Origin of the sequence: Saccharothrix coeruleofusca, from assembly GCF_017876325.1 — a bacterium.
GTDB lineage: Bacteria > Actinomycetota > Actinomycetes > Mycobacteriales > Pseudonocardiaceae > Actinosynnema > Actinosynnema coeruleofuscum.
Genome location: NZ_JAGINV010000001.1, coordinates 3,147,190 through 3,170,857 on the forward strand (window position 1 = coordinate 3,147,190; position 23,668 = coordinate 3,170,857).

Sequence of the window (23,668 nt, forward strand, 5' to 3'; positions counted from 1 at the left end):
TCGCCTGGAAGAGCGATCGACTCGAAGCTAGGAGGCGGGGCTGGGTGCGAGCTGAGCGCGCGCTGAGCGCGGGGTTTCCACCCGAACGTCGAACTCGAGAGTCGTGGACGTCCGACTCGCGGAGGTGGGCGGCTACGGCGTGGGCGGGGACCCGAAGCGGGCCAGCAAGGTCGTGAGGATCGTTTCCAGCCGTTGGGCGTCAGCGGGTTCCAGCACGTCGAACGCCCCCTCGCTCAGCCCGTGCCTGCGGTAGACGAGGCACAGCTCCTCGGTGAGCAGCGCCGCGAGGCGGTGCGGGCGGCCGATGACGCCCTGGGGCGTCACGTCCACGTCAGGGCGCTCGCGGGCCCACTCCGCCTGGATGCGCGCTACGTGGTCGGCCATGGTGACGATGCTGCTGGCGGGACCGCTGCTGGCAGAGCGCCCGAGCACGCCACCCGCGGTCGGCGCGGTCATCGGGGTGCTCGGCGTGGTGCTGCTGCTCGCCACCGGCGCCCAGGCCGTCGACCCGCTCGGCGTGCTCGCGTCGGTGGCCGCGATGGTCATGTCCGCCCTCGGGCACGTCCTGACCAGGAGATGGGGTTCGAAACCTGCCGGTGCTCCCGATGACGGCCTGGCAGTTGCTCGCGGACGGCGGCGTGCTGATCGTGCCCGCGCTCGTGGTCGAGGGCGCTCCCCCGACGCTCACCCCCGGCGGCCTGCTCGGCTTCGGCTACCTCTGCGCGGTGGCCACCGCGCTGGGCTTCACCGCCTGGTTCACCGGCCTGCGGCACCTGGGCACGGGCGCGGTCGGCCTCATCGGCCTGCTCAACCCCGTGACCGGCGTCCTGCTGGGGACGCTGCTGGCGGGCGAGGCGCTGACCGGTCGCCGGCACCTGGGGCTCGCGCTGGTGCTGGTGGGCGTGCTGCTGGGCCAGCCCGCGGTCGCGCGCCGGATCGCGCCGCCATCCTGGACGCCCGAGGGGGTCGGCGGTCGGTAACCCGCGCCCGGCGGTCAGCGGCGCGCACCGCCGGGCGGCGGACCGTCGCTGATGGCGAACAGCCGGTCCAGCGTGGCCATCCGCAACGCCGCCAGCACCGCGCTGCGCGGACGGGCCAGCAGCAGCGAGCCACCCGAGCCGGTGGCCGCCTTGTGCAGGCGCACCAGCGCGCTGAGGGCGCTGGAGTCGCAGAACACCAGGCCGTCCAGGTCCAGGACCAGCTCGCGGCCCGCCTCGGCGAGCGGCACCGCGGCGTCGAGCAGCGCCGGTGTGGTGGCGAAGTCCAGCTCTCCCGCGACCGCCACCACCACCGGCCCGCCACCACCGCGGTCGTCGACGTCGATCGACAACTGCACCCGCTCCTCCACCGCCACCCCCTCACACGTCCCGTCGGAGGCCAGTCGACCACGCCGGCCGCTGGTCCGGCCACCCGCGGCGACCGGGTGACCCGCGCGCCCTGTGTTACCGTCAATGAACGGGCCACCCCTGGTCCCCTCCCACCGGCGGGCGCACCGCATGGGGTGAACCGTCCTCCCCGTGAAGCGGAATGCCATGACCACCGCACCTGCTCCGCACACAGGCCCCTTCACGCATCCCGCCCTGTTCTACCGCGGCGAGGACGACTACCTCGGAAGTGTCGTCCCGTTCATCACCGAGGGGCTGGCGCGCGACGAGCCGGTGGCCGTCGCGGTGCCCGCTCCTCGGCTGGCCGCGCTGCGCGCCGCCTTGGGCCCGGCCGCCGAGCGGGTGCGCTGGCTGGACATGACGCGAGTGGGCCGCAATCCCGGTCGGATCATCCCCGGCGTGCTGCGCGCGTTCGCCGACCCGCACCGGGGTCGGCGGGTGCGCCTGGTCGGCGAGCCGATCTGGCCGCTGCGCTCGGCCGCCGAGTACCCCGCCTGCGCCCAGCACGAAGCGCTGATCAACTACTCCTTCGCGGGCCGCGACGTGGCCATCCTGTGCCCGTACGACGTGCGAGGGCTCAGCGGGCAGGCCCTGCGCGACGCCGAGATGACCCACCCGGTGCTCATCGACGGGGGCGTGGAGCGCGCCAGCGACCACTACGCGCCCGAGCACGTGGTGCGGGCCTACAACCGCCCGCTGCCGCCCCCTCCCGCGCACGCCACCCCGGTCGACCTGTCCTCGCCCCGTCCCGCGGCCCGGTTGCGCGCGCTGGCCACCGAGCACGCCCGCGAGCTGGGTTTCCCGCCGGACCGCGTGGACGAGGTGCGCCTGGTGGTCACCGAACTGGCCGCCAACAGCGTGCTGCACGGCGGCGGCACCGGCACGGCCTGGCTCTGGGCCGATCGGACGCACCTGTTCTGCCAGGCCAGCGACCGCGGCCACATCACCGACCCGCTGGCCGGGCGCAGGCCCGCGCCACCGGAGCAGCCACGCGGACGGGGCCTGCTGCTGGTCAACCACCTCGCCGACCTCGTGCGCACGCACACCACCCCGGAGGGCACCACGACCAGGGTGCGCTTCGCCCATCGCTGAACGCCAGGGAGTTCCCATTAGTTCCCGTTCGGGCCGGATTCAAAACGAGGTGTTGATTACATTGCACAGTTGCGGCGTCGAGGGCTTCTCTTCGGAGAGGATGACGTCGTGAACAAGGCACAGAAGATCGCAGCGGCGTGGTCTGCCCTGTCCGCGCGGGAGTTGACCGAACAAGTTCGGCACCTGGTGAAGGCCAGGGACGCGGCCGCGCGGGCCACGTGGGCCGCCGTGCGCGAAGACCCCGTGCTGGCCGCTCGCGCGCGTGGCGCGCTGGCCGGGCTGAAGGCGGAGTTCCGCGGTCACCGCGACGAGGGCATGTGGCTGCTGTGGATCGCCCAGGCCCAGCAGCAACTGGCCGCGCCCACCACGAGCGCGCAGGCTCCTGCCCCGAAGTCCACGGTGGACTCGCGCCGGAAGTCCACGGTGGACGCAGGCGCGAACCCCGCGGTGGACTTCCTGGCCGATGCCGCGGTGGACGCCAGGACGGACTCCGCGGTGGACTCAGCGCCGGTGCTCACCGCGCCGGTCGTGGTCGCCCCGCAGCGCCGCGCGAGCGCGCCCGCCGTGCTGTTCCAGGAACCCCTCGGCTCCACCGCCAACTGACCAGCCCCGCGGGGTGGAGCGAGGGCGTCACGGCGTCCCGGCGCGTGCTCCGCGGGAGAGGTCGGCGAAGTCGAGGACGCGGTCGGCGACGGCGTCGAGCAGGGGGCGGTCGTGGGAGATCGCCAGCACGCCGATGCCCTCCGCCCGGACCGCGGCCAGCAGCGAGTGCCACAGGCCCGCCTGGGTGATCGCGTCGAGGTTGGCGGTGATCTCGTCGGCCACCAGGAAGCGCGGCCTGGCCAGCAGCGCCCTGGCCAGGGTGACCCGCTGGGCCTCCCCGCCGCTGATCTCGTGCGGGAAGCGGTCCAGCAGCCGGGGCGGGACCAGCTCCGGGTCCAGCGCGGCGATCACCTCGTCCGGGGCACCGGTCTCGGCCAGGGTGGCGCGCACCTTCCACAGCGGGTCCACCGCCAGCTCGGCGTGCTGGAAGACCAGCTGCACCGGGTTCGGGCGTCGCTCGCGCCGGTTCGGTCGGGGTGGGTGGCCGTCGACGGTGACCTGCCCCCGGCTCGGCGCGACCATCCCGGCCAGCAGCCTGGCCAGGGTGCTCTTGCCCGCGCCGCTGGGCCCGTGCAGCCCCACCACCTCCCCCGCCGCCACGGTCAGCGACACGCCGCGCACCACCCACGGGTCTCGCGGGCCGTAGCGGAACCAGACGTCCCGCGCCTGCAGCGTCATGCGTCCTCCGGCAGTCCGAACCCGTTGGCGGGCAACGCCCGCCACAGCGCCCTGGTGTACGGGTGGGACGGTCCGCCGCCGCGGAAGTCCGCCGGTCGGGCCTCGTCCACGGTGCGACCCTCGCGGCAGATCACCAGGCGGTCGGCCACCTCCAGCGCCCCGGACAGCTCGTGGGTGATCAGCACGACCGCGCGGCCCTCGTCGGCGGTGCGGCGCAGGTCTGCCAGCACCGCGCGGACCGCCTCCTCGGGCAGGCCGGGCGTGGGCTCGTCGGCCAGCACCAGGCTCGGGTCGGCCATCATCGCCATCGCGGCCAGCACGCGCCGGACCATGCCGCCGGAGAGCTGGTGCGGGTGCATCCGGGCCACTTCCGGGCCCAGCCCGCGCGTGGCCAGCGCGGCGGTGGCCGCGGCCCTCGGGTCGGGCAGGCCCGCCAGCTCGGCCGAGCGGCGCACCTGGCGGCCGACCGGGACCACCGGGTCCAGGAAGGTCACCGACTGCGGCAGCAGCGCCACCTCCCGGCCCGCCAGCGCGCGCCGCGCGGGAACGTCCAGCGGCCTGCCGTCGAACCGGATCTCGCCGGTCTCGGTGGCGTTGGGCGGCAGCATCCCCAGCACGGCGTGCGCGAGCAGGGTCTTCCCCGCCCCGCTGGCGCCGACCAGGGCGACCAGCTCCCCCCGGTGCGCGGTCAGGTCCATCCCGGACAGCGCGACCACGGTGCGGCGGCGCAGCCCCCGGTCGTACTGGTCGAAGGAGACGCCCAGCGCGTCGATCTCCAGCAGCGCGGTCACCGGTGGTGGCTCCTCGGGTCGAGCAGGGCGCGCAGGTTCTCGCCGATCCCGTCCACCGCCTTGACCACCAGCAGCAGGCACGCGCCCGGCAGCACGGCCAGCCACCACGCGCCCGCCGACAGGAAGCGCATGGACTCGGCCAGCAGCACGCCGATCGAGGGCTCCGCCGGGTCCACGCCCAGGCCCAGGAACGACAGCGCCGCCTCGTGCAGGATGGCGTGCGGGAACAGCAGCACGGTGCCGACCAGGAAGTGCCCGACCAGGTGCCGGGCGACGTGCTCGCGCGCGATCCACCACCGGCCTCGGCCCAACTGCGCGGCGACCGCCACGTAGTCCGAGCCCACCACCTGCCTGGCCTGGCCGCGCAGCACCCTGGTCAGGGTCGGCCAGTGGGTCACCGCCACCGCGATCACCACCGCCTGGGTGCCGCCGCCCAGCGCGAAGGCCAGCAGCACCAGCAGCACCAGGTGCGGCAGCGCCAGGAACAGGTCCACCAGCCAGCCCACCGCGGCGTCCACCCGCGGCCCGCCCATCGTGGCGGCGCAGGCCAGCACCAGCGCGATGACCGCGGAGACCACCGCGGCCGACGTGCCCACCACCAGGCTCAGCCGCAGTCCCGCCAGCACCCTGGCCAGCACGTCGCGGCCCAGCCAGTCGGTGCCGAACCAGTGCGCGACCGAGGGCGGGCCGTTGCGCTCGGCCAGCGCGGTGGTCCGCGCGGCCTCCTCCGCCACCGCGCCCGCGATCACCACGGCGGCCACGACGAGCACCGACAGCGCCAGCATGACCAGCGTCTTCCCGCGACGGTCCCACCTCATCCCGCTGCTCACCGCCACCTCCGGTGGTCGGCCCGCGGGTCGACCACGGCGTGCACGCGGTCCCCGATGGCGTTGCCCGCGTACACCAGCACCGTGGTGAACAGCGCGATGCCCAGCAGCAGCGGCACGTCCTGCCCCAGTGCCGCGGTCGTGGTGGCCGCGCCGAGACCGGGGTAGGAGAACACCTGCTCGGCCAGCACCGACCCGCCGAACAGCTCGCCCAGCGAGCCGAACTGGAGCAGCAGCGCGGGCGCGGCGGCGTTGCGCACCACCCGGTGCAGCACCAGGCCCAGCCCCCGGTCGCCCTGCGCCCTGGCGAACGCCACGTGGTCGGAGGCCATCGTGGCGACCACCGCCTGCCGGGTGTGCAGGACCACCGGGGCGACGCCCACCACGCTGAGGGTGATCGCGGGCAGCGCCAGGTGGTGCAGCCGGTCGAGCGGGCCGACCTCCGCGGCGGGTACGCCGATCGGCACCGCGCAGCACACCGGCGCCCAGTTCAGGCTCACCGCGAAGACGTAGAGCAGCAGCAGGCCCACCCAGAAGGTGGGCGCGGAGGCCAGGGTGTAGGCCCACCAGGTGATCACCCGGTCCGCGGCACGTCCCTGCCGCACGCCCGCCACCACGCCCAGCGCGAACCCCAGCAGGCCGGACAGCAGCCAGGCCAGGGCCATCAGGGCGAGGCTGGTCAGGAACTTGTCGCCGATGACCTCCAGCACCGGCCGGTTGAAGGTCAGCGAGTGCCCGAAGTCGCCCCGCACCAGGTTGCCCAGCCAGGTCAGGAAGCGCTGGGGCGCCGGGTCGTCCAGGCCCCACCGCTCGACGATCAGCGCCCGCTGCTGCGGCCCGAGCGCGGCCACGTCGCCGCCGACGTAGGCGGCGACCGGGTCGACCGGCGAGTTGACCATCAGGGCGAACGACGCCACCGCGACCGCGGCCAGCAGCAGCGCCAGCCTGCCAAGGCGCTTGGCCAGCGCGGTCAGCACTTCCAGCGCCAGCCGACGATGCCCGAGGTGATCGGCCAGCCGTGGCCGTGCGGCTCGACGCCGGGCTCGCCCACGTCCAGGCAGGAGTCGACGAAGTAGGTGTGCTCCAGGTTGACCAGCCAGGCCCAGGCCGCGTCGGCGGCCGGGCCGAAGCCGTTGCCCCGGCCGTCGTGCTGCGCGGCCTTCCAGTGCGCGGTGGCCTGCTCGGGGTCGGTGGCGGCCATGGCGGCGTCGAGGTGGGCGTCGACCTCGGCGCTGGCGTAGAAGCCGGGGTTCCACAGCTCGGTGCCCGCCAGGGCCGAGTGGTGCAGGTTGAACATCTCGGTGGGGTCGTGGCTGCCCCAGCCGAACAGCACGGCGTCGGCGTGCATCCGGGTGCGGATGACCTCCCAGCTCTCCCCCTTGGCCGTCACCGCGACGCCGACCGGTTCGAGCATGTCGGCCACGGCCAGCGCCAGGCCCTGCCGCAACGAGTCGCCCGCCGGGTAGAGCAGGGTGAACTCCGCGCGCACACCGCCGCGCTCGCGGGTGCCGTCGCCGTCGGCGTCGGTCCAGCCCGCGGACTCCAGCAGCTGCCGCGCCCGGTCGGGGTCGTTGTCCGGCACGGCCGAGGCGGGCTCGTGCCAGGGCAGCCCGTCGACCGGGCCGGTGGCGGGGCTGCCGAACCCGGCCAGCACGCCGTCCACCAGCGCCCGGCGGTCCAGCGCCGCGTTGACCGCCTGGCGCACCGCCTTGTCGGAGGTCACGGCGTTGCCGATGGGGTGGCCTGCGGCGCTCTTGCGGCCGGTGTCGGGCGCGTAGGGGAACATGATCCCCCGGTTGTCCACCGAGGTCACCCGCACCAGCTCCATGCCGGGCACCGGTGAGCCCGCCAGCGACGAGGGCAGCGCGGCCACGTCGACCTGGCCGGACCTGGCCGCCGCCAGGGTGGCGTCCTCACCGGTGAACACGAACACGACGCGCTCGAAGGCGGGCTTGGCGCCGTAGTAGCCGTCGTTGCGCCGGACGATCAGCTGCTGGCCCTCGTCCCACTGCTCCAGGACGAACGGTCCGGAGCCGACCGGCTTGCGCGCGTAATCGGGGCCGTGGGCGTGATGGGGCACGATTCCCAGCGACACCAGCCGGTTCACGAACGTGCTCTGCGGTGCGGTCAGCCGGAGTTCGACGGTGTCGTCGTCGACCGCGACGGCCTCCTTCAGCGCGGTCACGTCGGTCAGGCCGCCGCTCCTGGCGGCGGTGGTGAAGGTGTAGGCGACGTCGCGCGCGGTCAGCGGCGTGCCGTCGGTGAACTCGGCGTCGGTCCGGATGTCGACCGTCCAGACCAGACCGTCGGGGCTCACCGAGTGGTTCGTGGCCAGGTCGTTGACGATGCCGAGGTCGGCGTCGCGGGTCAGCAGCGTGGACTGGAACAGCGGCGCCCCGTAGCGGCCCCACCCCAGGGTGGGGTCGTAGCCCTCCTCGGACTCGCCGCCGATGGCCAGCCTCAGCTCGGTCGGGGCCGGGCCCGCCGCGCCGTCGGCGCCTCCCGTGCACCCCGCCGCCACGACCGCCGCCGCGGACAGCACCGCCGCACTCCGGGTGAACCCGCGCACCACACCGCCCCCTCGTCCCGCTGTTGCCAGCTATTCGTAACAAGCAGCCCAACGCGACTGGGCGACCTGAGAGCCAACTCACACCACCCCGCCGGGGCGCACCGCGCTCCCCGCGGACTGTTTGTGCCACGAACCGGTACCGCAACAGTCACGTCTCGATAAAGGACGTGCGCGGGCGTCGGGCGGGCCGGTAAAGACGGCGGATCACACATCCGCCGGCACCCGCCGGGCGTCTCGGAAATTTTGACGAAATGTGCGGAATAAGGGGTCCGGTTACCGCCGAGTTCGCCATCCGGCCCCAGGGCTCCGGTGGGCCGTTCGGCTCTCGCCGCTACTCCTGAAAACAAAAGGAATATCGAGCGAAGCGCGGTACCCCCTCCTGCGGATCGCGCATATCTTCTCTTTGCGCGTCCCGAGATGCCCTGAACAGGGGGAGGTCGGATGCTCTCGGATGCTCCGCCGCACCACTTCGCCCAGTGCCCCGCGGAGACCGATGGGACAACCGACCGGGAATAACCGCCGAGGGTCGCCACCAGCTCTGCACGCCCTCCCCGACGAGCGGGGAGGCAGCGGAACCGCCCCGGAAGAGCGGGGAAATCCGCAGAAGTACGGAATTCAACGACTTCCCGAAGGGATCACACCGTGGTTACCTCACGCGTGCGCGCGAAGTGGACCGCGTCATTGTTGGCAACGGTGGTGGCCACCGCGACGGCACTACCACCAGCGGTGCACGCAAGCGCCCCGGACAGACACAGACACGGGATCATCCTGGGCGACGTCGCCCGGCCGAAGGCCCCCGCGCCGCCGAAGCTGGCGGTGTCGGACGGCGCCCTCCCCCCGACCAAGAGCACTCCCCCCGCGTCCAGCGCGAACACCGCCGCCGCCGAGCCGAACAAGGTCGCGCTGCGCGTGCTGGTGATCGCGCTGGACTCGGCCGACTTCGGCCTGCCCACCTGGCGGGCCGTGCTGGACCGCGCGGGCACCCCCTACGACGTGCTGCTGGCCGGGAGCCAACCGCTGACCGGTGAGCGGCTGCTGCGCCCCGACGGCGTGGGCCGCTACAACGCCATCCTGCTGACCGACAACGCCCTGCTGCACCCCGACGGCGCGGGCGGCTACACCAGCGCGCTCAACACCGACGAGTGGCAGGCGCTGTGGGCCTACGAGCGCGCCTACCGGGTGCGCCAGGTCTCCCTCTACACCTCGTGGGGAACCTTCCCGGAGGACTACTGCCTGCGCCCCGGCATCGAGGGCGGCGTCGGCGGTCCGCTCAACGCGTCGCTGACCAGCACGGGCGCCCGGTTCTTCGACTACCTCAAGTCCTCCGCGACGGTGCCGATCCGGGACTCCTACCTCTACCGGTCCACCCTCGCCCCCGGCTGCGACGCACAGGCGCTGCTGACCACGGGCAGTCACGCGCTGGGCGTGGTCAGCACCTCCACCGACGGACGCGAGCGCGCGGCGCTGACCTTCTCCTCCAACGAGCACCTGGCGCAGACCGACATGCTGGGGCACGGCCTGCTGCGCTGGGCCACCCGAGGGGTCCTCGTGGGCGAGCGCAGGCACTGGATCAACGTCGACGTGGACGACTGGTTCAACTCCAGCGACCACCTGCACCCCGACGGGCGGCTGGAGACCGATCCCGGCTTCCGGCTCAGCGGCTCGGACGCCAACGGCACCCACGCCCAGCAGAACGCCCTGCGCGCGGCCTACCCGCAGGCGGCGGGCTTCACCCTGAACCTGCCCTACAACGGCGGCGACCTCGTCCCCGAGGCACCCTCGCTGTGCAGCTCGACGGGCACCCCGGACTCGCTGACCAGCTACTCCAAGTGCCTGTCGGGCAACTTCCGGTGGCTCAACCACACGGTGAACCACCCCGAGCTCAACGCCACCAACTACGCGGTCAGCCGCGCCGAGATCGGCGACAACCTCACCATCGGCAGGCAGGCCGGGCTGACCGTGCCCACCGACGTGCTCAAGACCCCCGCCTACTCCGGGCTGGGTGTCTACCACCCCGACCCCAACGCCCCCGACACCGACCCGCCGACGGACTTCGGCCTGGCCGCGTCGAACAAGGCCATGCTCGACGCCGCGCACGACCTGGGCGTGCGCTACCTGCACGGCAACATGTCGTTCACCAGCCACCGACCGAGCTGCTTCAACTGCGGTCTGTACCACCCCTTGAAGTCCTCCATCATGGTCGTGCCGGACTGGCCGACCAACATCGGCTACCACACCACCGCGCCCGCCGAGGAAACGCTGTTCTACAACCAGATGTACGGGCCGCAGGGCAGGTTCCCCTACCACGACCACAACCTCACCTACGCCGAATTGCTCGACTATGAATCGGACGTGGCGCTGCAGCACGTCATGAGCGGTTCGGCCTACGCGCACACCCTGCACCAGGGCAACCTCAGGCAGTACGCGGCCAACCGCAGCCTGACCTTCGACTGGCTGCAGGCGGTCGTGGCGAAATACGCCGCCAACTACCAGGTGCCGCTGCGGAACCCGGATTGGCCCGCGCTGTCCACCTACGTGAAAGCGCGCACCGCGCACTTCGCCGAACTGGCCGCCAAGCGGGACGCGGTGTGGGACAAGGGAACCAACAGCGTCACCTTCACCCCGGCCACGACCGGTTCGCTGTTCCTCACCGGCGTGACCTCCACCGCGGGCACCACCGACCGGTACGGCACCGACACCGTGGTGCAGCTCCCGATCACCGCCGGGACCCAGCTCGTGGCCACGGCGACGCCCCGCGCATGACCGCGTCCCGATCACGACTGGGGCTGCGCGGACCCCTGCTGGCCGCTCTCGCGCTGGCCATCGGGGTGATCACCGCGGTGAGCCCGTCCAGTCCCGGTCCAGGGGGCGCCGCGCCGTCGCGCGACGGCGCGGCGCCCCCGCCGGTCCCGGTGCCGGTCGCGGCCAAGCAGCAGGTGCCGGTGCGCTTGACCGACCCGCCGCGGGGCGCGGCGGGTCGGGGGGACCTGGTGGCGCTGCGGCAGCTGGTGGTCGCCACCGGCCCGGACGACTTCGGCCTGGCCACCTGGAAGGCGGTGCTGGACGGCATCGGCTCGCCTTACGACGTGCTGCTCGCGGGCACCGAGCCGCTGGTGCCGCAGCGGCTGGTGCACCCCGACGGCACCGGCCGGTACAACGCCGTGCTGCTGACCAACAACGCCCTGCTGCGCCAGCAAGCCGACGGCGCGTACGCCAGCGCGTTGGACGACGCGCAGTGGGCGGTGCTGTGGGACTACGAGCGCGAGTACCGGGTCCGCCAGGTCTCGCTGAACACCTACCCCGGCACCACGCCGGAGGACCACTGCCTGCGCATCCGCGGGGAGGGACCGGTGGGCCGGGACCCGGTGCCGCTGACGCTCACCCCGGCCGGTCAGGACCTGTTCGACTACCTGGCCCCGCAGGCCCGCATCCCGCTGTCCGACTCCCACCTCTACCGCGCCCGCCTGGCGGAGGGCTGCGCGGGGCAAGCGCTGCTCTCCGCCGGGGACGACGTGGTCGCGGTGGTCGCCAAGGCGCCCGACGGGCGCGAGCGCCTGGCGCTGACCTTCGCCACCGGGCCGGACTCGATGTCCGCGCTGCTGCTGGGCTACGGCATGGTGCGCTGGGCCACGCACGGTGTGCTGCTCGGCGAGCACCGGCACTGGTTCAGCGTCGACGTCGACGACTGGTTCAACGCCACGCTGCGGCTGCGCGCCGACGGCGGCAAGGACCTGTTCCGGCTCAGCGGCGCGGAAGCGGCCTCGGTCGCCGCCCAGCAGCGCGCCCTGCGCGAGCGGAGCCCGGTGGCGTCGGCCTTCACGCTCAACCTGCCCTACAACGGCAGCAGGTTGAACACCAGCGCGCCCGCCACGTGCGAGGAGAAGGACACGCCGGACCCGTTGAGCAGCTGCTCCAAGCGGCTGGTCGACCAGTTCCGGTGGATCAACCACACCTCGACCCACCCGCAGATGAACGACACCTCCTACGACGTCAGCCGCACCGAGATCAGCACGAACCTGGAGATCGCCGCCGCGGCCGGGCTGCCGGTCCCGCCCACCGTGCTCAAGACCCCGGAGTACTCCGGGCTGGGCGTCTACAACCCCGACCCGCAGTCGCTCGACCCGCCCACGGACTTCGGGCTGGCCGCGTCGAACAAGGCCATGCTCGACGCCGCGCACGACCTGGGCGTGCGGTACGTGCAGGGCAACATGTCCTTCGACAGCCACCGCCCGGCCTGCTTCAACTGCGGCATCGACCACCCGCTGCGGCCGGAGCTGTTCGTCGTGCCCGACTGGCCCACCAACGTCGCCTTCGAGGCGACCACGCCCGAGGAGCAGACCGTCCTCTACAACGCCGAGTACGGCCGCGAGGGCCGCGCGCCCGACCACGCCGACCAGGACCTGACCTACGAGCAGTTCGTGGACGCCGAAGCCGAGGTGGCCCTGCGCCACCTGGTGAGCGGCTCCGCCTACGCCCACACCCTGCACCAGGGCAACCTGCACGAACACGCGCCGGGGCGCAGCCTCGCGTTCGACTGGATCGGTGCCACCGTGGACAAGTACGCGGCCTACTACCGGGTTCCGCTGAAGAACCCGGACTGGCTCGCGCTGGCGGGGTACGTGCAGGGCCGCAACGCCCACTTCGCGGAGCTGTCGACCCGCCGGGACGCGGTGTGGAACCGGGCGACCGGCGCCATCGACTACGTCCCCGGCGCCGACGGCGCGCTGTTCCTCACCGGGGTGCAGCAGCGCCCGGCCACCGACGAGGACCAGCGCTCCGCCGACGAGGGCGAGACCTACGGCTCCGACCCGGTGGCGCGGGTCGGCCTGACCGGTGGCGAGCGGGTCACCCTGATGGCGAGCCCGCGCCCATGACCACCTCCCAGCACCGGGGCGCGATCACCGGCCCCGCGCAGACCACGAACATCCGGCCGGACACCGGAGCGGGCGCCGGAGCGGGCACCAGGGCGCTGCGGATCGCGCTCATCTCCGAGGGCACCTACCCGTTCCACCCCGGCGGGGTGAGCCTGTGGTGCGACCAGCTCGTGCGCGGGATGCCCGAGCACGCCTTCACCGCCGTCGCGCTGACCGTCGACGGCTCCGAACGGCCGACGTGGCCCGCGCCGGACAACCTGGTGGAGGTGGTGAACCTGCCGCTGTGGGGCAGACCCCGGCGGCGGAAAAGAAGTCGCTCCGCGGACTTCACCGCCGCCCACGAAGCTCTCCTCCGGTCGTTCGTGCCGCACACCGCGGACAGCGCGGACGCGCTGCTGGCCGCGCTGCGGCGGTTGTTCGACCTGTCCCGGTCAGCGGACCCGGAGCCTGCGTTGACCTCCAACGACGCGGTGGGCAGGCTGATCGACGTCGCCGCCGAGGCGGGCACCCGGTTGTCCCTGCGCGACGCGGCGATGGCGACCGACCTGCTGGCGCACCTGCTGCGACCGCTGTTCCACCCGCCCATCCGGGCGGACGTGTGCCACCTGGCGATGAACGGGGTCAGCGCGCTCGTGGCGATGGCCAGCAAGTGGGCCTACGGCACCCCGGTGCTGATGTCCGAGCACGGTGTCTACCTGCGCGAGCGGTACCTGGGCATGGTCGCCGAGCCGCTGCCCCAGCCGGTCAAGGTGCTGCTGCTGAGCTTCCACCGCGCGCTGGCCGGGGCGGCCTACCGCTGCTGCGACATGCTGACCCCGCACTCCAGCTACAACCGGCGCTGGCAGCTGCGCAACGGCGCCGACGAGAAGCGGATGCGCACCATGTACAACGGCATCGACCCGGAGGACTTCCCGGTGGCCCAAGGGGAACCGGACGTGCCGACGATCGTGTTCGTCGGCCGGATCGACCCGCTCAAGGACCTGCACACGCTGATCCGCGCGTTCGGGCTGGTGCGCCGGGAGCTGCCCGAGGCGCGGCTGCGCATGTTCGGCCCGGTGACCGCGGCCAACCGCGGCTACCACGCGAGCTGCGTCGCGCTGGTGGAGGAGCTGGGGCTGTCCGGCTCGGCGGTCTTCGAGGGGCTGATCCCCAAACAGGTCGACGCCTACCACGCAGGCCACCTGGTCGCGCTGACCAGCGTGTCCGAGGGCTTCCCGTTCAGCGTGGTGGAGGCGATGTCCACCGGCCGGGCCACGGTCTGCACCAACGTGGGCGGCGTGTCCGAGGCGGTGGGGGACGCCGGTTTCGTCGTGCCGCCGCGCGACCACGCCGCGGTGGCGCGGGCGTGCCTGCGGCTGCTCACCGACGGCGGCCTGCGGCGCGAGCTGGGGCAGCGGGCGCGGCAGCGGGTGATGGAGAACTTCACGCTCCAGCGCTGGAACGACAGCTACCAGGCCCGCTACGCCGAGCTCGCGCTGCTGGGCAGGTCCGGATGAGCGTCGCGGACCTGGTCGGGCGGGTCCAGCCGCTGCTGCCCGCACCGGTGGACGAGCTGCAGGTCGCCGCGCTGCTGGAGAGCCAGGGCGTCACCGACCAGGCGGCCGTCGAGCAGTACGGGGCGGCCGACGTGTTCGCGCTGGCGCAGGAGGTCTTCCAGCGGCTGCCGCACACCCCCGTCCCCGCTCCGGAAACCCCGCTGCCGCGGCGTTCCTGGCACGACGCGGCGCACGGCCTGCTGTACCTGATGCCCTCGGCGGTCTACCCGGCGGTGTTCGCCGTGCTGGGCGGACCGGTCATGGCGCGCGGGATGGTGCTCGCGACCGCGGTGGGCTGGGTGTGGGGCGCGGGCACGAGCTGGGTGGCGCACCAGCTGCTCGGCCTCGGCGCGGCGGGCAGCGCCGACCGGGCGCAGCGGGTGATGAGCGGCATCGGCGTGACCGCGGTGCTGGCCGGGGCGGTCGCGCTCCTGCCGTGGGGCGGCGGCCTGCCACTGGTCCTGTTCGCCGTGGCGCAAGCGGCTGTCCAAGCGGCGTACGGGATTCTGCTCTTCCACCGCGAGCAGCCGCTGCTGCTGGCGGCGATGCTGCCCGCGGGACTGGCGGGCTTGGTGCACCTGGCATCGGGTTACGACGACGCCTTCGCCCCCGTGGTGCTGCTGTTCGGCGGCGTCTCGGTGCTGTTCGCGCTCGCGCTCGCCTGGCGCGCCACTCGGGGCACCCGCGACGCCGACGGCGTCCGGCCGCCGACGCGGTCGGCGCTGGCGCGCGGCGCGCTGCCCAACGCGGCCTACGCGGCGGCGTGCGCGGCTTTCCTGCTCTACACCGACGCGCGTTACGTGCTGGGGGCGGTGGACCTCGCGGTGGCCGCGGCGCCGCTGGTGCTCGGCATGGGCGTGGTCGAGTGGCGGGCCAACCGGGTCTTCGAGCAGGCCGACGACCTGATCCGGGGCGACCTGCGGCCCGCGCAGTTCCAGCGGGCGGTGTGGCGGGTGCTGCTGCGCGAGCTGACCACCTGCCTGGTGGCGTTGGGCGCGTTCGCCCTGCTGCTCCTGCTGGTCCTGCGGTGGGCGGGCGCGCTCACCCTGCACGGCGCGCTGCTGATCGACGGGCACGTCCTGCTCGGCGGCGCGTTCTTCCTCGGCTTCGTGCTGATCCGCACCGGTGGTCCGGCCCGGCCGCTGGCCATCGCCTCCGGTGTGCTGCTCGCCTGCGTCGCGGTGGCCGAGACCGCGGCGGACGCCTGGGGTCCGCACGGCCACGTGCCGGTGTTCCTGGTGGGCAGCGCGGTACTGCCGGTTCTCATGCTGGGGGCGCTCCGCGGGAGCGTCGGGCAAGTTCGGCACCACTTATGACATCGGCACCACTTATGACAAGGGAGTGATCTGATGCACGCGGTCATACTCGCAGGCGGCCAGGGGGTGCGACTCCGCCCCTACACCACGGCGCTGCCCAAGCCGCTGGTGCCCATCGGGGAGGAGTACGCGATCCTGGACATCATCCTGCAACAGCTCAAGGCGCACGGCTTCCAGCGCGCCACCCTGGCCATCGGCCACCTCGGCGCGCTCATCCGCGCGTTCGTCGGCGACGGGTCCAAGTGGGACATCGCGGTCGACTACGCCGAGGAGAAGAAGCCGCTGTCCACCATCGGACCGCTGCTCAACTTCGTCGACCAGCTGCCCGAGAACTTCCTGGTGATGAACGGCGACGTGCTCACCGACCTGGACTACGTGGCACTGCTGGACCACCACGTGGCCACCAAGGCGCCGCTGACCGTGGCCACCTACCAGCGCAAGGTGAAGATCGACTTCGGCACGCTGGAGACCGACCGGGGCCGGATCGTGGAGTTCGTCGAGAAGCCCGTGCTGTCCTACGGCGTCAGCATGGGCGTGTACGCGATGTCCCGCAAGACGCTCACGCCGTACCCACGCGGCGTCCCCTTCGGGCTGGACGAGCTGGTGCTGGACCTGCTGGCGCGCGGCGAGGAGCCCGCCGCCTACGAGTTCGGCGGCTACTGGCTCGACATCGGCCGCCCCGACGACTACGACGAGGCCAACCGCTGCTTCGAGCAGGTGCGCTCGGCGCTGCTGCCCGGTCGGCGCGCCGCTCCGGTGGACGCCCCGTGAGCCCGGTCAAGGTGCTGCTGTTCGGCGCTACCGGCTACCTGGGCAGGCAGGTGGCCGCGGCGCTGTCGGCCGGTCCGGGGGAGGTCGCGGTGGTCCGGGTGGGCCGCACCGCCCCGCAGGAGGCCGGGTGGGTGCGCCACGACCTCGTGCACGGCCCACCGGAGCAGCTGGCGCGGGTGCTGGCGGCGACCGCGCCCGACGTGGTGGTCAACTGCACCGGCGCGCTGGACGGCAGCACGGCGCAGCTGGTGGCGGCCAACGTCACGGCCACCGCCCACCTGCTCGACGCCATCCCCGCCGCCGCGCCCGCCGCGCGACTGGTCTCGCTCGGCTCGGCGGCGGAGTACGGGGTGGTGCCCGACGGCATCCCGGTCGCCGAGGACGCGCCCGCGAACCCGGTGGCGCCCTACGGGATCACCAAGCTGGCGGGCACCTCGCTGGTGCGCTCGGCCGTCGCCGCCGGGCGGCTGGACGCGGTGGTGCTGCGGGTGTTCAACCCGATCGGCGCCGGGATGCCCGCTGGCACCGTGCTGGGCCGCGCGGCGGAGGCGATCCGCGCGGCGCTGGTCAGCGGCGGGGACGTCGTGCTCGGCCCGCTGGGCGCGTTCCGCGACTTCGTCGACGTGCGCGACGTGGCCGAGGCGGTCGCCGCGGCGGCGCTGGTGGCCACGCCGCCGGAGCCGGTGCTCAACGTGGGCAGCGGGAACGCGGTCACCGTGCGCGAGGCGGTCAAGCTGCTGGCCGAGACCGCGGGCTTCACCGGCCAGGTCGTCGAGTCCGACCCGGCTCCCGCCCGCTCCGGCGCGGTGTCCTGGATCGCGGCGGACCTGACCAGGACCCGGCGTGCGCTGGGATGGTCGCCGCGGCACTCGCTGGCGGCGTCCGTGCGCGACGTCTGGGCGGGGCTCTGACCTGGCTGCGTGGGTGAAAATGCCGGTGGAGCGGCATTTTCACCCACGCGGGGATCAAGCCCAGTTGTCCCGGTACCACTCGAAGGTCCGCCGAACACCGTCCTCCAGCGACACCTCCGGCTCGAACCCGGTCAGCGCGCGGAGCCTGGTCAGGTCCGGGCAGCGGCGGTGGACCGAGCCCGGCGGCGCGGGCACCCGCTCCAGCTCGGGGCTGTGCCCGGCGATCTTGAGCACCAGCTCGGCCAGCTCGCCGATGTTGGTCTCGGCGGAGTCGTTGCCGATGTGGACGATCCGCCCCGCCGCGTCCTCCGCCTCCACCAGCCGCACCACCGCGTCCACCGCGTCGTCCACGTGGCAGAACGCCCGGAACTGGTCGGTGCCGTAGACCCGGAACGGGTCCTCGCGGCGGATCGCGCGCAGCGAGAGCTCCGGGATCACGTGGTCGGCGCCCATCCGAGGGCCGTAGACGTTGTGGAAGCGGCCGACCACCACGGGCACGCCCTTGGCGCGGCCGGTGTGCACGACCGCCGCCTCCCCGAGCATCTTGCTCACCGCGTAGGCGAAGCGCGGCGAGGTGACGTCCTGCACCACCAGCGGCACGTCCTCGCCGGTGGGCACCGGCACCACACCCGCGTCCACCCCGCCCGCGTAGGTCTCGCTGGTGGAGGCGAAGAACAGCTTCTGGTGCGGCTCGACCCAGCGCAGCGCGTTGAGCACGGCCAGGGTGTTGACGTTGATCACGCGCGCCGGGTCGCGCTCGACGTTGCGCACGCCGACCACCGCGGCCAGCAGGTGCACCCGCTCGAACTCGTGCGGCACGCCGTCCAGCGACGCGGGATCGGTGAGGTCCGCGGAGATCACCGGCACGCCGAGCTCGTCCAGCTCCGGGTCCCGCCTGCCGCGCGAGAAGTCGTCCACGATGGTCACCTCGTGCCCGTCGGCCAGCAGCCTGCGGGTCAGGTGGACGCCGATGAACCCGGCGCCGCCGAGAACCAGGTGCCTCATCCGGCCGCCTCCTCGACGGGCTCGTAGCCCAGGCCCGCGTAGCGGACGCCGTGCCGGGTCACCCGCTCCGCGTCGAGGACGCGCCAGGAGTCGTAGACCAGGCGCACGCCCGATCCCGGCAGCAGCGCGTCGACGTCCAGCCGCCGGTACTCGGGGTGGTCGGTGATGACCAGCACCGCGTCGGCGGCGGCGAACCCGGCCGCCAGGTCGACCGGCTCGCCGCCGTAGCGGCGGATCACCTCCGCGCTCACCAGCGGGTCGTGGCCCAGCACCCGCACGCCCGCCTCGGCGAACACCGGCATCATCGACGCGATGGGCGTGCCGCGCATGTCGTCGGTGGGCGGCCAGCCCTTGTAGGCCCAGCCCAGCACCAGCAGGGTCCGCTCGCGCGCCGCGCCCATCAGCTCCACGACGCGGCCCGCGACGTGCACCGGCGTGTCCTCGTTGACCTGGCGCGCCGCGCGCACCAGCGGCGGCACGTAGCCGGTCCGGTCGGCGCTGGACATCAGGATGTACGGGTCCTTGGACAGGCAGCCGCCGCCGACGTAGCCGGGCTTGGCGATGTTGGGCCGGGGGTAGTCCAGGTTGGTCGCCCGGATCACCTCCAGCGGGTCCAGCCCGAGCCGCTCGGTCAGCCGGGCCACCTCGTTGCCGAAGGAGTAGATGACGTCGGTGTGGCAGTTGTTGGTCAGCTTGACCAGCTCGGCCGTCTCCAGGGTGGACACCGGCACCAGCTGGGCGGCCAGGCCGCCGAACAGCTCCAGGCCCAGCCGCAGGCTCTCCTCGTCCAGCCCGCCGACCACCTGCGGCAGCTCGACCAGCTCGCGCAGCGCCTGCCCCTGGATGGTCCGCTCGGGCGCCATCACCAGCCGCGCCGAACCCCACGCGTCGACCAGCCGGGGCAGCACCACCGACCGCGTCGCGCCCACCGGCACGGTGCTGCGCACCACCACCAGCGTCCGCGGCGAGCACCGCTTGGCGATGTGCTCGGCGGCGGCGGCCAGGTTGCCCAGGTACGGCTCGCGACCGGCCTCGTCCACCGGCGTGGACACGCAGATGATCGCCGCGTCCACGTCCTCGGGCAGCTCCGGCCACAGGAAGATGCGCTTGCCTACCCACTCCCCGAAGACCTCTTCGACGCCGGGCTCGAAGATGTGCGGACGACCGCGCGACAGCGAGTCCAGCACCGCTGCCTGCGTGTCCACGCCGTGCACCTCGTAGCCCTTGCGGGCCAGTGCCGCGGCCAGCGTCAGGCCGACGTACCCCATCCCCATGATGCCGATCCGACGCATTCCCGGTAACTCCTCCGCCACAACCACTCCCTCACTCGGTGCGCGCCACGGTTCACCGGCACGGGGCGCTGATCCGATCCAGCTCCCGCACCGACACGTAGCCCTCGAAACCCTCTTCGCGGTACGCCCGGCAGGCCCTCTCCACGTTCTCCGGGCGCACCGCGTAGTCCACCGCCAGCACGGTCTTCCCGGCGGCGCGCAGCTTTCTCGTCTCGGCCAGGTTCTGCGCGCAGTAGTCCGCCGCGCACGGCTCGTCGGTGGCGCGGAAGAACAGCTCCTCCACGCCGATGCCGTCGACCGCCTCCAGGTAGCCGTGGTGGTGCAGCAGCTCCGGCGAGTTCTGCGGGTAGACCAGGAAATCCGCGTCCGTCCGCTTGCCGTGCGCGCTGATCCTGGCGATCAGCTCGACCATCCGGCGGCCGAGCTCCTCGCGCCCGATGCCGGGCACCAGCGCCAGGTCGATCTCCTCGTAGGCCAGCGGGGTGTCCAGGTAGACCCCGTCGAACCCGGCGGCCAGCGCCCGGTCCACGCGCGGTCGCACGCCCAGCTCCCACCAGCGCTGGTCCCAGTACCGCACGAAGTGCTCGCCGGGCCAGCTGGGCCACTCGTTGAGCAGCAGGTCCGCGCGGTCGTCGCGGATGGCGGCGTAGTCGGGCCGGAACGACTCGATCGAGCCGATCTCGAAGTAGGCCAGCACCCGCTTGCCCGACTTCTTCAGCGCGCCGACCTCCTCGGCGCTGAAGTAGCCGTCCCCGCCGTCGCGCGCCAGGTCGATGACGGCGTACCGGAACGGCGCGGCGGCCAGAGCGTCGAGCCCGCCGTCCTGGTAGCCCTGCAACTGGTAGACGAACCCGCGCGCGTCTGGCGGCACCGGGACCTCCGCACCGCAGCCGACCGCCGCGCCCGGCAGCAGTAGCGGGAAAACCACGATAGCTCCGAGCAGGAGGCGATTCGCCACAGCTCAACAGTACCGACGCCGATCACCGGATCAATGGTCCGTTGAGGGCAGTCCGTGCCGCCGCGCGAGCATCCGCCGCGAACTGCGCGACCGCCCATTCGGACACCGCGGCACCGCATTTCTCGGGCTGCCGGAATGGGCGTCGCCACGCATTCGCGCGAGTTCCGGAAAGAGCCGGACCCGGTGCGGCGAATCGCCCGCCACGAGCGCTCCCCGGCGGTGGTGCCGTCAGCGGTTGGAGCGGGGGAACCGACCACCCCGACTGCCGAGCGCGACGAGGTCGGTGTACTGCTCCTGCCACGACCGCTCGGTGGCCAGCAGGTCGGCCAGCCGCTGCGCCCACTGGGCGTCGATCGGCGGCGTCGCGCCCGCCAGGTGCCGTTCGGTCTCCTGCCTGGCCTTGAGCCACTCGGACAGCGTGGGGGCCAGTTCCGGACCGCCGAATTCTCCTGACATGGCCAGAACGTACTGCTCCGGGGCCGCCGGATCGACCCGCCGTGCGGTACAGTCGGCCCGTCGGGGTACGAGGCGTCGGCATCCCGCCGCCGCAGTCCTCGATCCAGTCCGGTCCGGTGGTTCCGGCCGGGGACGGGAGCACCGGCTTGTCGCCGGACCGCCAGCTCGCACCACCACTCCCCTCGACTCCCGCGACCCGCGGGTGGAGCGGTCCCGCCGCGCCCACGGGCCCGGCGGACGATCCCGACCTCGCCGCACGTCGAGGTCAACCCGCAGCAGAAGGGGAACCCGCATGACACCGGACGGACGTCCGAACCGGTCCCGAGGCGCCGCCGCGGACTTCGCCGAGACGCGCTCCGCCGCCCAGCGGGCCGAGGCGGCCCGCCAGATCCGGGCAGGCCGCACGGTGGCGAACCACTCGCTCGACGCGAACGACCGCCGGGAACTGCTGTCCATGCTGGGCCTGCCGGGCGCGGACCCGGACACCGCACCGCACGATCGGCACGTTCCCGCCTGATCGGCGTCCACACCGGACACTTCTCCGCCCGTCGCCGCGGCACGTGCGCCCGGTGCCGGGCGACGACGCGAACCGCTCAGCGCGGCGGCCGGTGCCCTTCGGGGGCCGCGCGGTCGAGGTCCGCCGCGCGCAGCCGGTACACCTGCAACTCCAGTCCGAAGTACTTGCGCGTCTCGCCGACCCAGTACATGCCGTTGCTGCGGATCGCCGCGGCGTCCTGCGCGTTGTCGGACCGGACGACGGCGAACACCTCGTCAACGCCGTGCTCGAAGGCCAGCCGGGCCAAGGCGAACGCGCACTCACCCGCGTAGTCCTCGCCCCACGCGCCGGGGTGCAGCTGCCACCCGATCTCCAGGTCCTCGTCGCCCGGCGGCAGGGGCAGCAGGACGGCTCCGCCGATCACGCGGTCGTCGTCAGCGCGGTGGAGCGCCCACCGCCCGGCGGGCGCGGTGAGCCTGCCGTCCTCGGCGATCCACCGCTGGAGCAACAAGCGCATGGCGGCCAGGTCGGGCACGCGGTCCATCACGGGGCTGAGCCACCGGGTGACCTCCGCGCTGCCGTAGACCTCCAGCGCCGCGGCGGCGTCCTCCACGCGCCAGGGGCGCAGCACCAGCCGGTCGGTTCCGATCACCCCGGACGGGGGCGGCGCGCTCGGGTCGTCGGAGGACATGGCCCGCGTCACCTGCCGGAGGCGGGCAGCGGCTGGAAGCGCACGGCCGGCACACCGCGCGACTGGCGGGAGACGGCCCTGATCTCGGTGTCCAAGTGGCTGAACACGACCGGGTGGACGGGGTTGGCGCGGTTCGGGGTGAGTCGGGTTCCGTTGTGGGTCATGGGTTTTCCTTTCGCGATGCGGTTGAGGTGTCCCGTGCGGGACGGGTGTGGCGTTCCATGCGCTCGGCCAGGTCGGACCAGTCCACGTGCGCGGGCAGGACCGCGCAGGCCCGCTCCCGAGGGCGCGGGGTGGTCGACTCGGCGACGAACCGGGCCACCGCCCCCGGCGCCGGGACCAGGTCCCGACCCGCCCGCGAGAGCACCACCGGCGGTTCGGCCGGTGCGGTCTCGACCGAGAGCACCCATCCCTGCGAAGCGCTCCAGGCCAGCATGAGGTCGCGGCCGGGGTGCTGCGCGGACCGGCAGTTCAGCGCGAGGTAGGCGGTCACCGTGTCGGTGACCTCGCAGGTGGTGCCCTCGCGGGGGACGCCGACCGCTTCCGCGACCATCCGCACGTAATCACCGAGGGCGCGCGACAAGGCGTCCGCCGCGTCGGACAGGACGGTGGTGTGGGTCCGCTGTGCGGGCAGGACACTGCCCTGCGGGAGGGCCGCGTCGTCAACGCGTCGCGGTCCGAGTGGTCTGGTTCGGCTCATGCGGGCTCCATCTGCCTGGAGGTCGAGTGGGAGAGCCCTTCGACGGCCGTGCGGCCGATGAGGGATCGGAGGAAGCGCGTTCGCGGAACGAGGCAGTGGCGGGAACGACCCGATGCCCCGGCGGCGCTGTCGGCTCCCCGTCCTCGACTGGAGAACCGGATCGGACCGACCCGGAGAGCCCGCAGGAGGCGGGCAGTGGTCTCTCTCGCACTCACTGTATCGCATCACGGGCAGCAGCGGGGGCAGAAGCGCTGTGACGCGCTCGCGGCGGGCCACGCGGCCCCGCCGACAGCGTGTCGTGCCGGTCCGGGTCGCCCGCAGGCGGGGCGACCGACTCGCCGTCGGTGACCATCAGCACCGGCAGGTACGGCGGCGGCAGGAGGATCGAGGCCGACGTGTCCCGCGTGGTCACTCCTTCTCCGGTCGCGGTGCGATTCCTTCGACCTCGACGAGCAGGTCCGGACCCTTGACCGCGCGCAGGTCCCGCAGTGAGCAGCCGCCGGGAATCCCGTGCCGGGCCACGTCGCCCTACCCGACCGCGCCCAGCACGCCGTGGCCCGCGAGGTCGGTGAACTCGTCGTCCGTCCTGAATGAACACCGCATCGCGATGGTTCCGTTGCTGTGCAGGGATTTCCCCTCGCCTGAGACCAACCCGCGCCACGCCCGCACGACCGCGAGCGCCTGCTCGGGGTTGAGCCGGCGGTCGCCTCGACGGTCA

24 protein-coding genes are annotated in these 23,668 nt (G+C 73.3%); 10 read left to right on the forward strand and 14 right to left on the reverse strand.

Features of this window, described 5'->3' with window-relative positions; all coding sequences use genetic code 11:
• Positions 1-132: 132 nt before the first annotated feature.
• Complete coding sequence (locus JOF41_RS37030; protein WP_229796228.1) at positions 133-546, reverse strand: hypothetical protein; 414 nt, start codon at positions 544-546, stop codon at positions 133-135.
• Positions 547-605: 59 nt separating this feature from the next.
• Between JOF41_RS37030 and JOF41_RS14320 the strand changes: the two genes are divergently transcribed.
• Positions 606-980 carry an EamA family transporter gene (locus JOF41_RS14320; RefSeq protein WP_209619451.1) on the forward strand — a complete coding sequence of 125 codons (375 nt, stop codon included), beginning with the start codon at positions 606-608 and terminating at the stop codon, positions 978-980.
• Positions 981-994: 14 nt separating this feature from the next.
• On the opposite strand, the gene JOF41_RS14325 is transcribed toward JOF41_RS14320, so the two are convergent.
• Positions 995-1,336 carry an STAS domain-containing protein gene (locus JOF41_RS14325; protein ID WP_209619454.1) on the reverse strand — a complete coding sequence of 114 codons (342 nt, stop codon included), beginning with the start codon at positions 1,334-1,336 and terminating at the stop codon, positions 995-997.
• Positions 1,337-1,532: 196 nt separating this feature from the next.
• Between JOF41_RS14325 and JOF41_RS14330 the strand changes: the two genes are divergently transcribed.
• Together JOF41_RS14330 and JOF41_RS14335 are read left to right on the forward strand one after the other, a co-directional pair.
• Positions 1,533-2,477, forward strand: coding sequence for an anti-sigma factor RsbA family regulatory protein (locus tag JOF41_RS14330; RefSeq protein ID WP_209619456.1), 945 nt, complete (start codon positions 1,533-1,535; stop codon positions 2,475-2,477).
• Positions 2,478-2,585: 108 nt separating this feature from the next.
• Positions 2,586-3,080 (forward strand): hypothetical protein, encoded by a 495-nt coding sequence (locus tag JOF41_RS14335; protein ID WP_189226729.1) that lies wholly within the window; start codon positions 2,586-2,588, stop codon positions 3,078-3,080.
• Positions 3,081-3,107: 27 nt separating this feature from the next.
• Here JOF41_RS14335 and JOF41_RS14340 read toward each other — a convergent pair whose 3' ends face one another.
• Genes JOF41_RS14340 through JOF41_RS14360 form a run of 5 tightly spaced genes read right to left on the reverse strand, consistent with a single transcriptional unit; the run spans position 3,108 to position 7,945 of the window.
• The gene (locus JOF41_RS14340) at positions 3,108-3,758 is read right to left on the reverse strand and encodes an ABC transporter ATP-binding protein (protein ID WP_209619459.1); all 651 of its coding nucleotides are present in this window, start codon (positions 3,756-3,758) and stop codon (positions 3,108-3,110) included.
• Positions 3,755-4,549, reverse strand: coding sequence for an ATP-binding cassette domain-containing protein (locus tag JOF41_RS14345; RefSeq protein ID WP_209619462.1), 795 nt, complete (start codon positions 4,547-4,549; stop codon positions 3,755-3,757). Before JOF41_RS14345 ends, JOF41_RS14340 begins: the two co-directional genes overlap by 4 nt.
• Positions 4,546-5,367, reverse strand: coding sequence for an ABC transporter permease (locus JOF41_RS14350; protein WP_209619464.1), 822 nt, complete (start codon positions 5,365-5,367; stop codon positions 4,546-4,548). The genes JOF41_RS14345 and JOF41_RS14350 overlap by 4 nt, the downstream gene beginning before the upstream one ends.
• An 8-nt stretch (positions 5,368-5,375) precedes the next feature.
• Positions 5,376-6,353 (reverse strand): ABC transporter permease, encoded by a 978-nt coding sequence (locus JOF41_RS14355; RefSeq protein WP_229796226.1) that lies wholly within the window; start codon positions 6,351-6,353, stop codon positions 5,376-5,378.
• A complete protein-coding gene (locus JOF41_RS14360) occupies positions 6,347-7,945 on the reverse strand; it encodes an ABC transporter substrate-binding protein (RefSeq protein WP_307867410.1) in 1,599 nt (532 codons plus the stop codon). The genes JOF41_RS14355 and JOF41_RS14360 overlap by 7 nt, the downstream gene beginning before the upstream one ends.
• A gap of 726 nt (positions 7,946-8,671) precedes the next feature.
• Here JOF41_RS14360 and JOF41_RS14365 point away from each other — a divergent pair.
• The 6 genes from JOF41_RS14365 to JOF41_RS14390 are packed head-to-tail and all read left to right on the forward strand — an operon-like array spanning position 8,672 to position 17,352.
• Positions 8,672-10,708, forward strand: coding sequence for an Agd3-related carbohydrate-binding protein (locus JOF41_RS14365; protein WP_229796224.1), 2,037 nt, complete (start codon positions 8,672-8,674; stop codon positions 10,706-10,708).
• Positions 10,705-12,819: an Agd3-related carbohydrate-binding protein gene (locus tag JOF41_RS14370; RefSeq protein WP_189226723.1), complete on the forward strand. Its 2,115-nt coding sequence runs from the start codon at positions 10,705-10,707 to the stop codon at positions 12,817-12,819. Before JOF41_RS14365 ends, JOF41_RS14370 begins: the two co-directional genes overlap by 4 nt.
• On the forward strand, positions 12,816-14,315 hold the full coding sequence (gene pelF, locus JOF41_RS14375) for a GT4 family glycosyltransferase PelF (protein WP_209619466.1): 1,500 nt from the start codon (positions 12,816-12,818) through the stop codon (positions 14,313-14,315). The genes JOF41_RS14370 and pelF overlap by 4 nt, the downstream gene beginning before the upstream one ends.
• Positions 14,312-15,670 (forward strand): hypothetical protein, encoded by a 1,359-nt coding sequence (locus JOF41_RS14380; protein ID WP_209619468.1) that lies wholly within the window; start codon positions 14,312-14,314, stop codon positions 15,668-15,670. Before pelF ends, JOF41_RS14380 begins: the two co-directional genes overlap by 4 nt.
• Positions 15,671-15,703: 33 nt before the next feature.
• Positions 15,704-16,441, forward strand: a complete 738-nt coding sequence (locus tag JOF41_RS14385; RefSeq protein WP_189226720.1) for a sugar phosphate nucleotidyltransferase — start codon at positions 15,704-15,706, stop codon at positions 16,439-16,441.
• Positions 16,438-17,352 carry an NAD-dependent epimerase/dehydratase family protein gene (locus tag JOF41_RS14390; RefSeq protein ID WP_189226719.1) on the forward strand — a complete coding sequence of 305 codons (915 nt, stop codon included), beginning with the start codon at positions 16,438-16,440 and terminating at the stop codon, positions 17,350-17,352. The genes JOF41_RS14385 and JOF41_RS14390 overlap by 4 nt, the downstream gene beginning before the upstream one ends.
• Positions 17,353-17,406: 54 nt before the next feature.
• On the opposite strand, the gene JOF41_RS14395 is transcribed toward JOF41_RS14390, so the two are convergent.
• From JOF41_RS14395 to JOF41_RS14410, 4 genes are all read right to left on the reverse strand, one after another.
• On the reverse strand, positions 17,407-18,357 hold the full coding sequence (locus JOF41_RS14395; RefSeq protein ID WP_189226718.1) for an NAD-dependent epimerase/dehydratase family protein: 951 nt from the start codon (positions 18,355-18,357) through the stop codon (positions 17,407-17,409).
• Complete coding sequence (locus JOF41_RS14400; RefSeq protein WP_189226717.1) at positions 18,354-19,649, reverse strand: nucleotide sugar dehydrogenase; 1,296 nt, start codon at positions 19,647-19,649, stop codon at positions 18,354-18,356. Before JOF41_RS14400 ends, JOF41_RS14395 begins: the two co-directional genes overlap by 4 nt.
• A gap of 52 nt (positions 19,650-19,701) precedes the next feature.
• Positions 19,702-20,577 carry a glycoside hydrolase family 191 protein gene (locus JOF41_RS14405; RefSeq protein ID WP_307867411.1) on the reverse strand — a complete coding sequence of 292 codons (876 nt, stop codon included), beginning with the start codon at positions 20,575-20,577 and terminating at the stop codon, positions 19,702-19,704.
• 258 nt (positions 20,578-20,835) lie between these two features.
• Entirely contained in the window at positions 20,836-21,063 is a 228-nt protein-coding gene (locus tag JOF41_RS14410; protein ID WP_189226715.1) for a hypothetical protein, read from the reverse strand.
• A gap of 292 nt (positions 21,064-21,355) precedes the next feature.
• Here JOF41_RS14410 and JOF41_RS14415 point away from each other — a divergent pair, with 292 nt between their 5' ends.
• Entirely contained in the window at positions 21,356-21,580 is a 225-nt protein-coding gene (locus JOF41_RS14415; RefSeq protein ID WP_189226714.1) for a hypothetical protein, read from the forward strand.
• Positions 21,581-21,656: 76 nt separating this feature from the next.
• On the opposite strand, the gene JOF41_RS14420 is transcribed toward JOF41_RS14415, so the two are convergent.
• The 3 genes from JOF41_RS14420 to JOF41_RS14430 are packed head-to-tail and all read right to left on the reverse strand — an operon-like array spanning position 21,657 to position 22,950.
• The gene (locus JOF41_RS14420; protein ID WP_209619474.1) at positions 21,657-22,250 is read right to left on the reverse strand and encodes a GNAT family N-acetyltransferase; all 594 of its coding nucleotides are present in this window, start codon (positions 22,248-22,250) and stop codon (positions 21,657-21,659) included.
• An 8-nt stretch (positions 22,251-22,258) separates the two neighbouring features.
• Positions 22,259-22,414 (reverse strand): hypothetical protein, encoded by a 156-nt coding sequence (locus JOF41_RS14425; RefSeq protein WP_189226712.1) that lies wholly within the window; start codon positions 22,412-22,414, stop codon positions 22,259-22,261.
• Positions 22,411-22,950 carry a DUF6292 family protein gene (locus JOF41_RS14430; protein ID WP_189226711.1) on the reverse strand — a complete coding sequence of 180 codons (540 nt, stop codon included), beginning with the start codon at positions 22,948-22,950 and terminating at the stop codon, positions 22,411-22,413. Before JOF41_RS14430 ends, JOF41_RS14425 begins: the two co-directional genes overlap by 4 nt.
• Positions 22,951-23,668: the final 718 nt, after the last annotated feature.

What these genes read in the sequence shown, in the direction of transcription:
- JOF41_RS14400 (WP_189226717.1), bottom strand. Translation starts at nt 19,649, where the DNA reads ATGCGTCGGATCGGCATCATGGGGATGGGGTACGTCGGCCTGACGCTG.
- JOF41_RS14415 (WP_189226714.1), top strand. Translation starts at nt 21,356, where the DNA reads ATGACACCGGACGGACGTCCGAACCGGTCCCGAGGCGCCGCCGCGGAC.
- JOF41_RS37030 (WP_229796228.1), bottom strand. Translation starts at nt 546, where the DNA reads ATGACCATCGCGGCCACCGACGCGAGCACGCCGAGCGGGTCGACGGCC.
- JOF41_RS14420 (WP_209619474.1), bottom strand. Translation starts at nt 22,250, where the DNA reads ATGTCCTCCGACGACCCGAGCGCGCCGCCCCCGTCCGGGGTGATCGGA.
- pelF (WP_209619466.1), top strand. Translation starts at nt 12,816, where the DNA reads ATGACCACCTCCCAGCACCGGGGCGCGATCACCGGCCCCGCGCAGACC.
- JOF41_RS14370 (WP_189226723.1), top strand. Translation starts at nt 10,705, where the DNA reads ATGACCGCGTCCCGATCACGACTGGGGCTGCGCGGACCCCTGCTGGCC.
- JOF41_RS14350 (WP_209619464.1), bottom strand. Translation starts at nt 5,367, where the DNA reads ATGAGGTGGGACCGTCGCGGGAAGACGCTGGTCATGCTGGCGCTGTCG.
- JOF41_RS14330 (WP_209619456.1), top strand. Translation starts at nt 1,533, where the DNA reads ATGACCACCGCACCTGCTCCGCACACAGGCCCCTTCACGCATCCCGCC.
- JOF41_RS14430 (WP_189226711.1), bottom strand. Translation starts at nt 22,950, where the DNA reads ATGAGCCGAACCAGACCACTCGGACCGCGACGCGTTGACGACGCGGCC.
- JOF41_RS14340 (WP_209619459.1), bottom strand. Translation starts at nt 3,758, where the DNA reads ATGACGCTGCAGGCGCGGGACGTCTGGTTCCGCTACGGCCCGCGAGAC.
- JOF41_RS14380 (WP_209619468.1), top strand. Translation starts at nt 14,312, where the DNA reads ATGAGCGTCGCGGACCTGGTCGGGCGGGTCCAGCCGCTGCTGCCCGCA.
- JOF41_RS14385 (WP_189226720.1), top strand. Translation starts at nt 15,704, where the DNA reads ATGCACGCGGTCATACTCGCAGGCGGCCAGGGGGTGCGACTCCGCCCC.
- JOF41_RS14410 (WP_189226715.1), bottom strand. Translation starts at nt 21,063, where the DNA reads ATGTCAGGAGAATTCGGCGGTCCGGAACTGGCCCCCACGCTGTCCGAG.
- JOF41_RS14320 (WP_209619451.1), top strand. Translation starts at nt 606, where the DNA reads ATGACGGCCTGGCAGTTGCTCGCGGACGGCGGCGTGCTGATCGTGCCC.
- JOF41_RS14395 (WP_189226718.1), bottom strand. Translation starts at nt 18,357, where the DNA reads ATGAGGCACCTGGTTCTCGGCGGCGCCGGGTTCATCGGCGTCCACCTG.
- JOF41_RS14425 (WP_189226712.1), bottom strand. Translation starts at nt 22,414, where the DNA reads ATGACCCACAACGGAACCCGACTCACCCCGAACCGCGCCAACCCCGTC.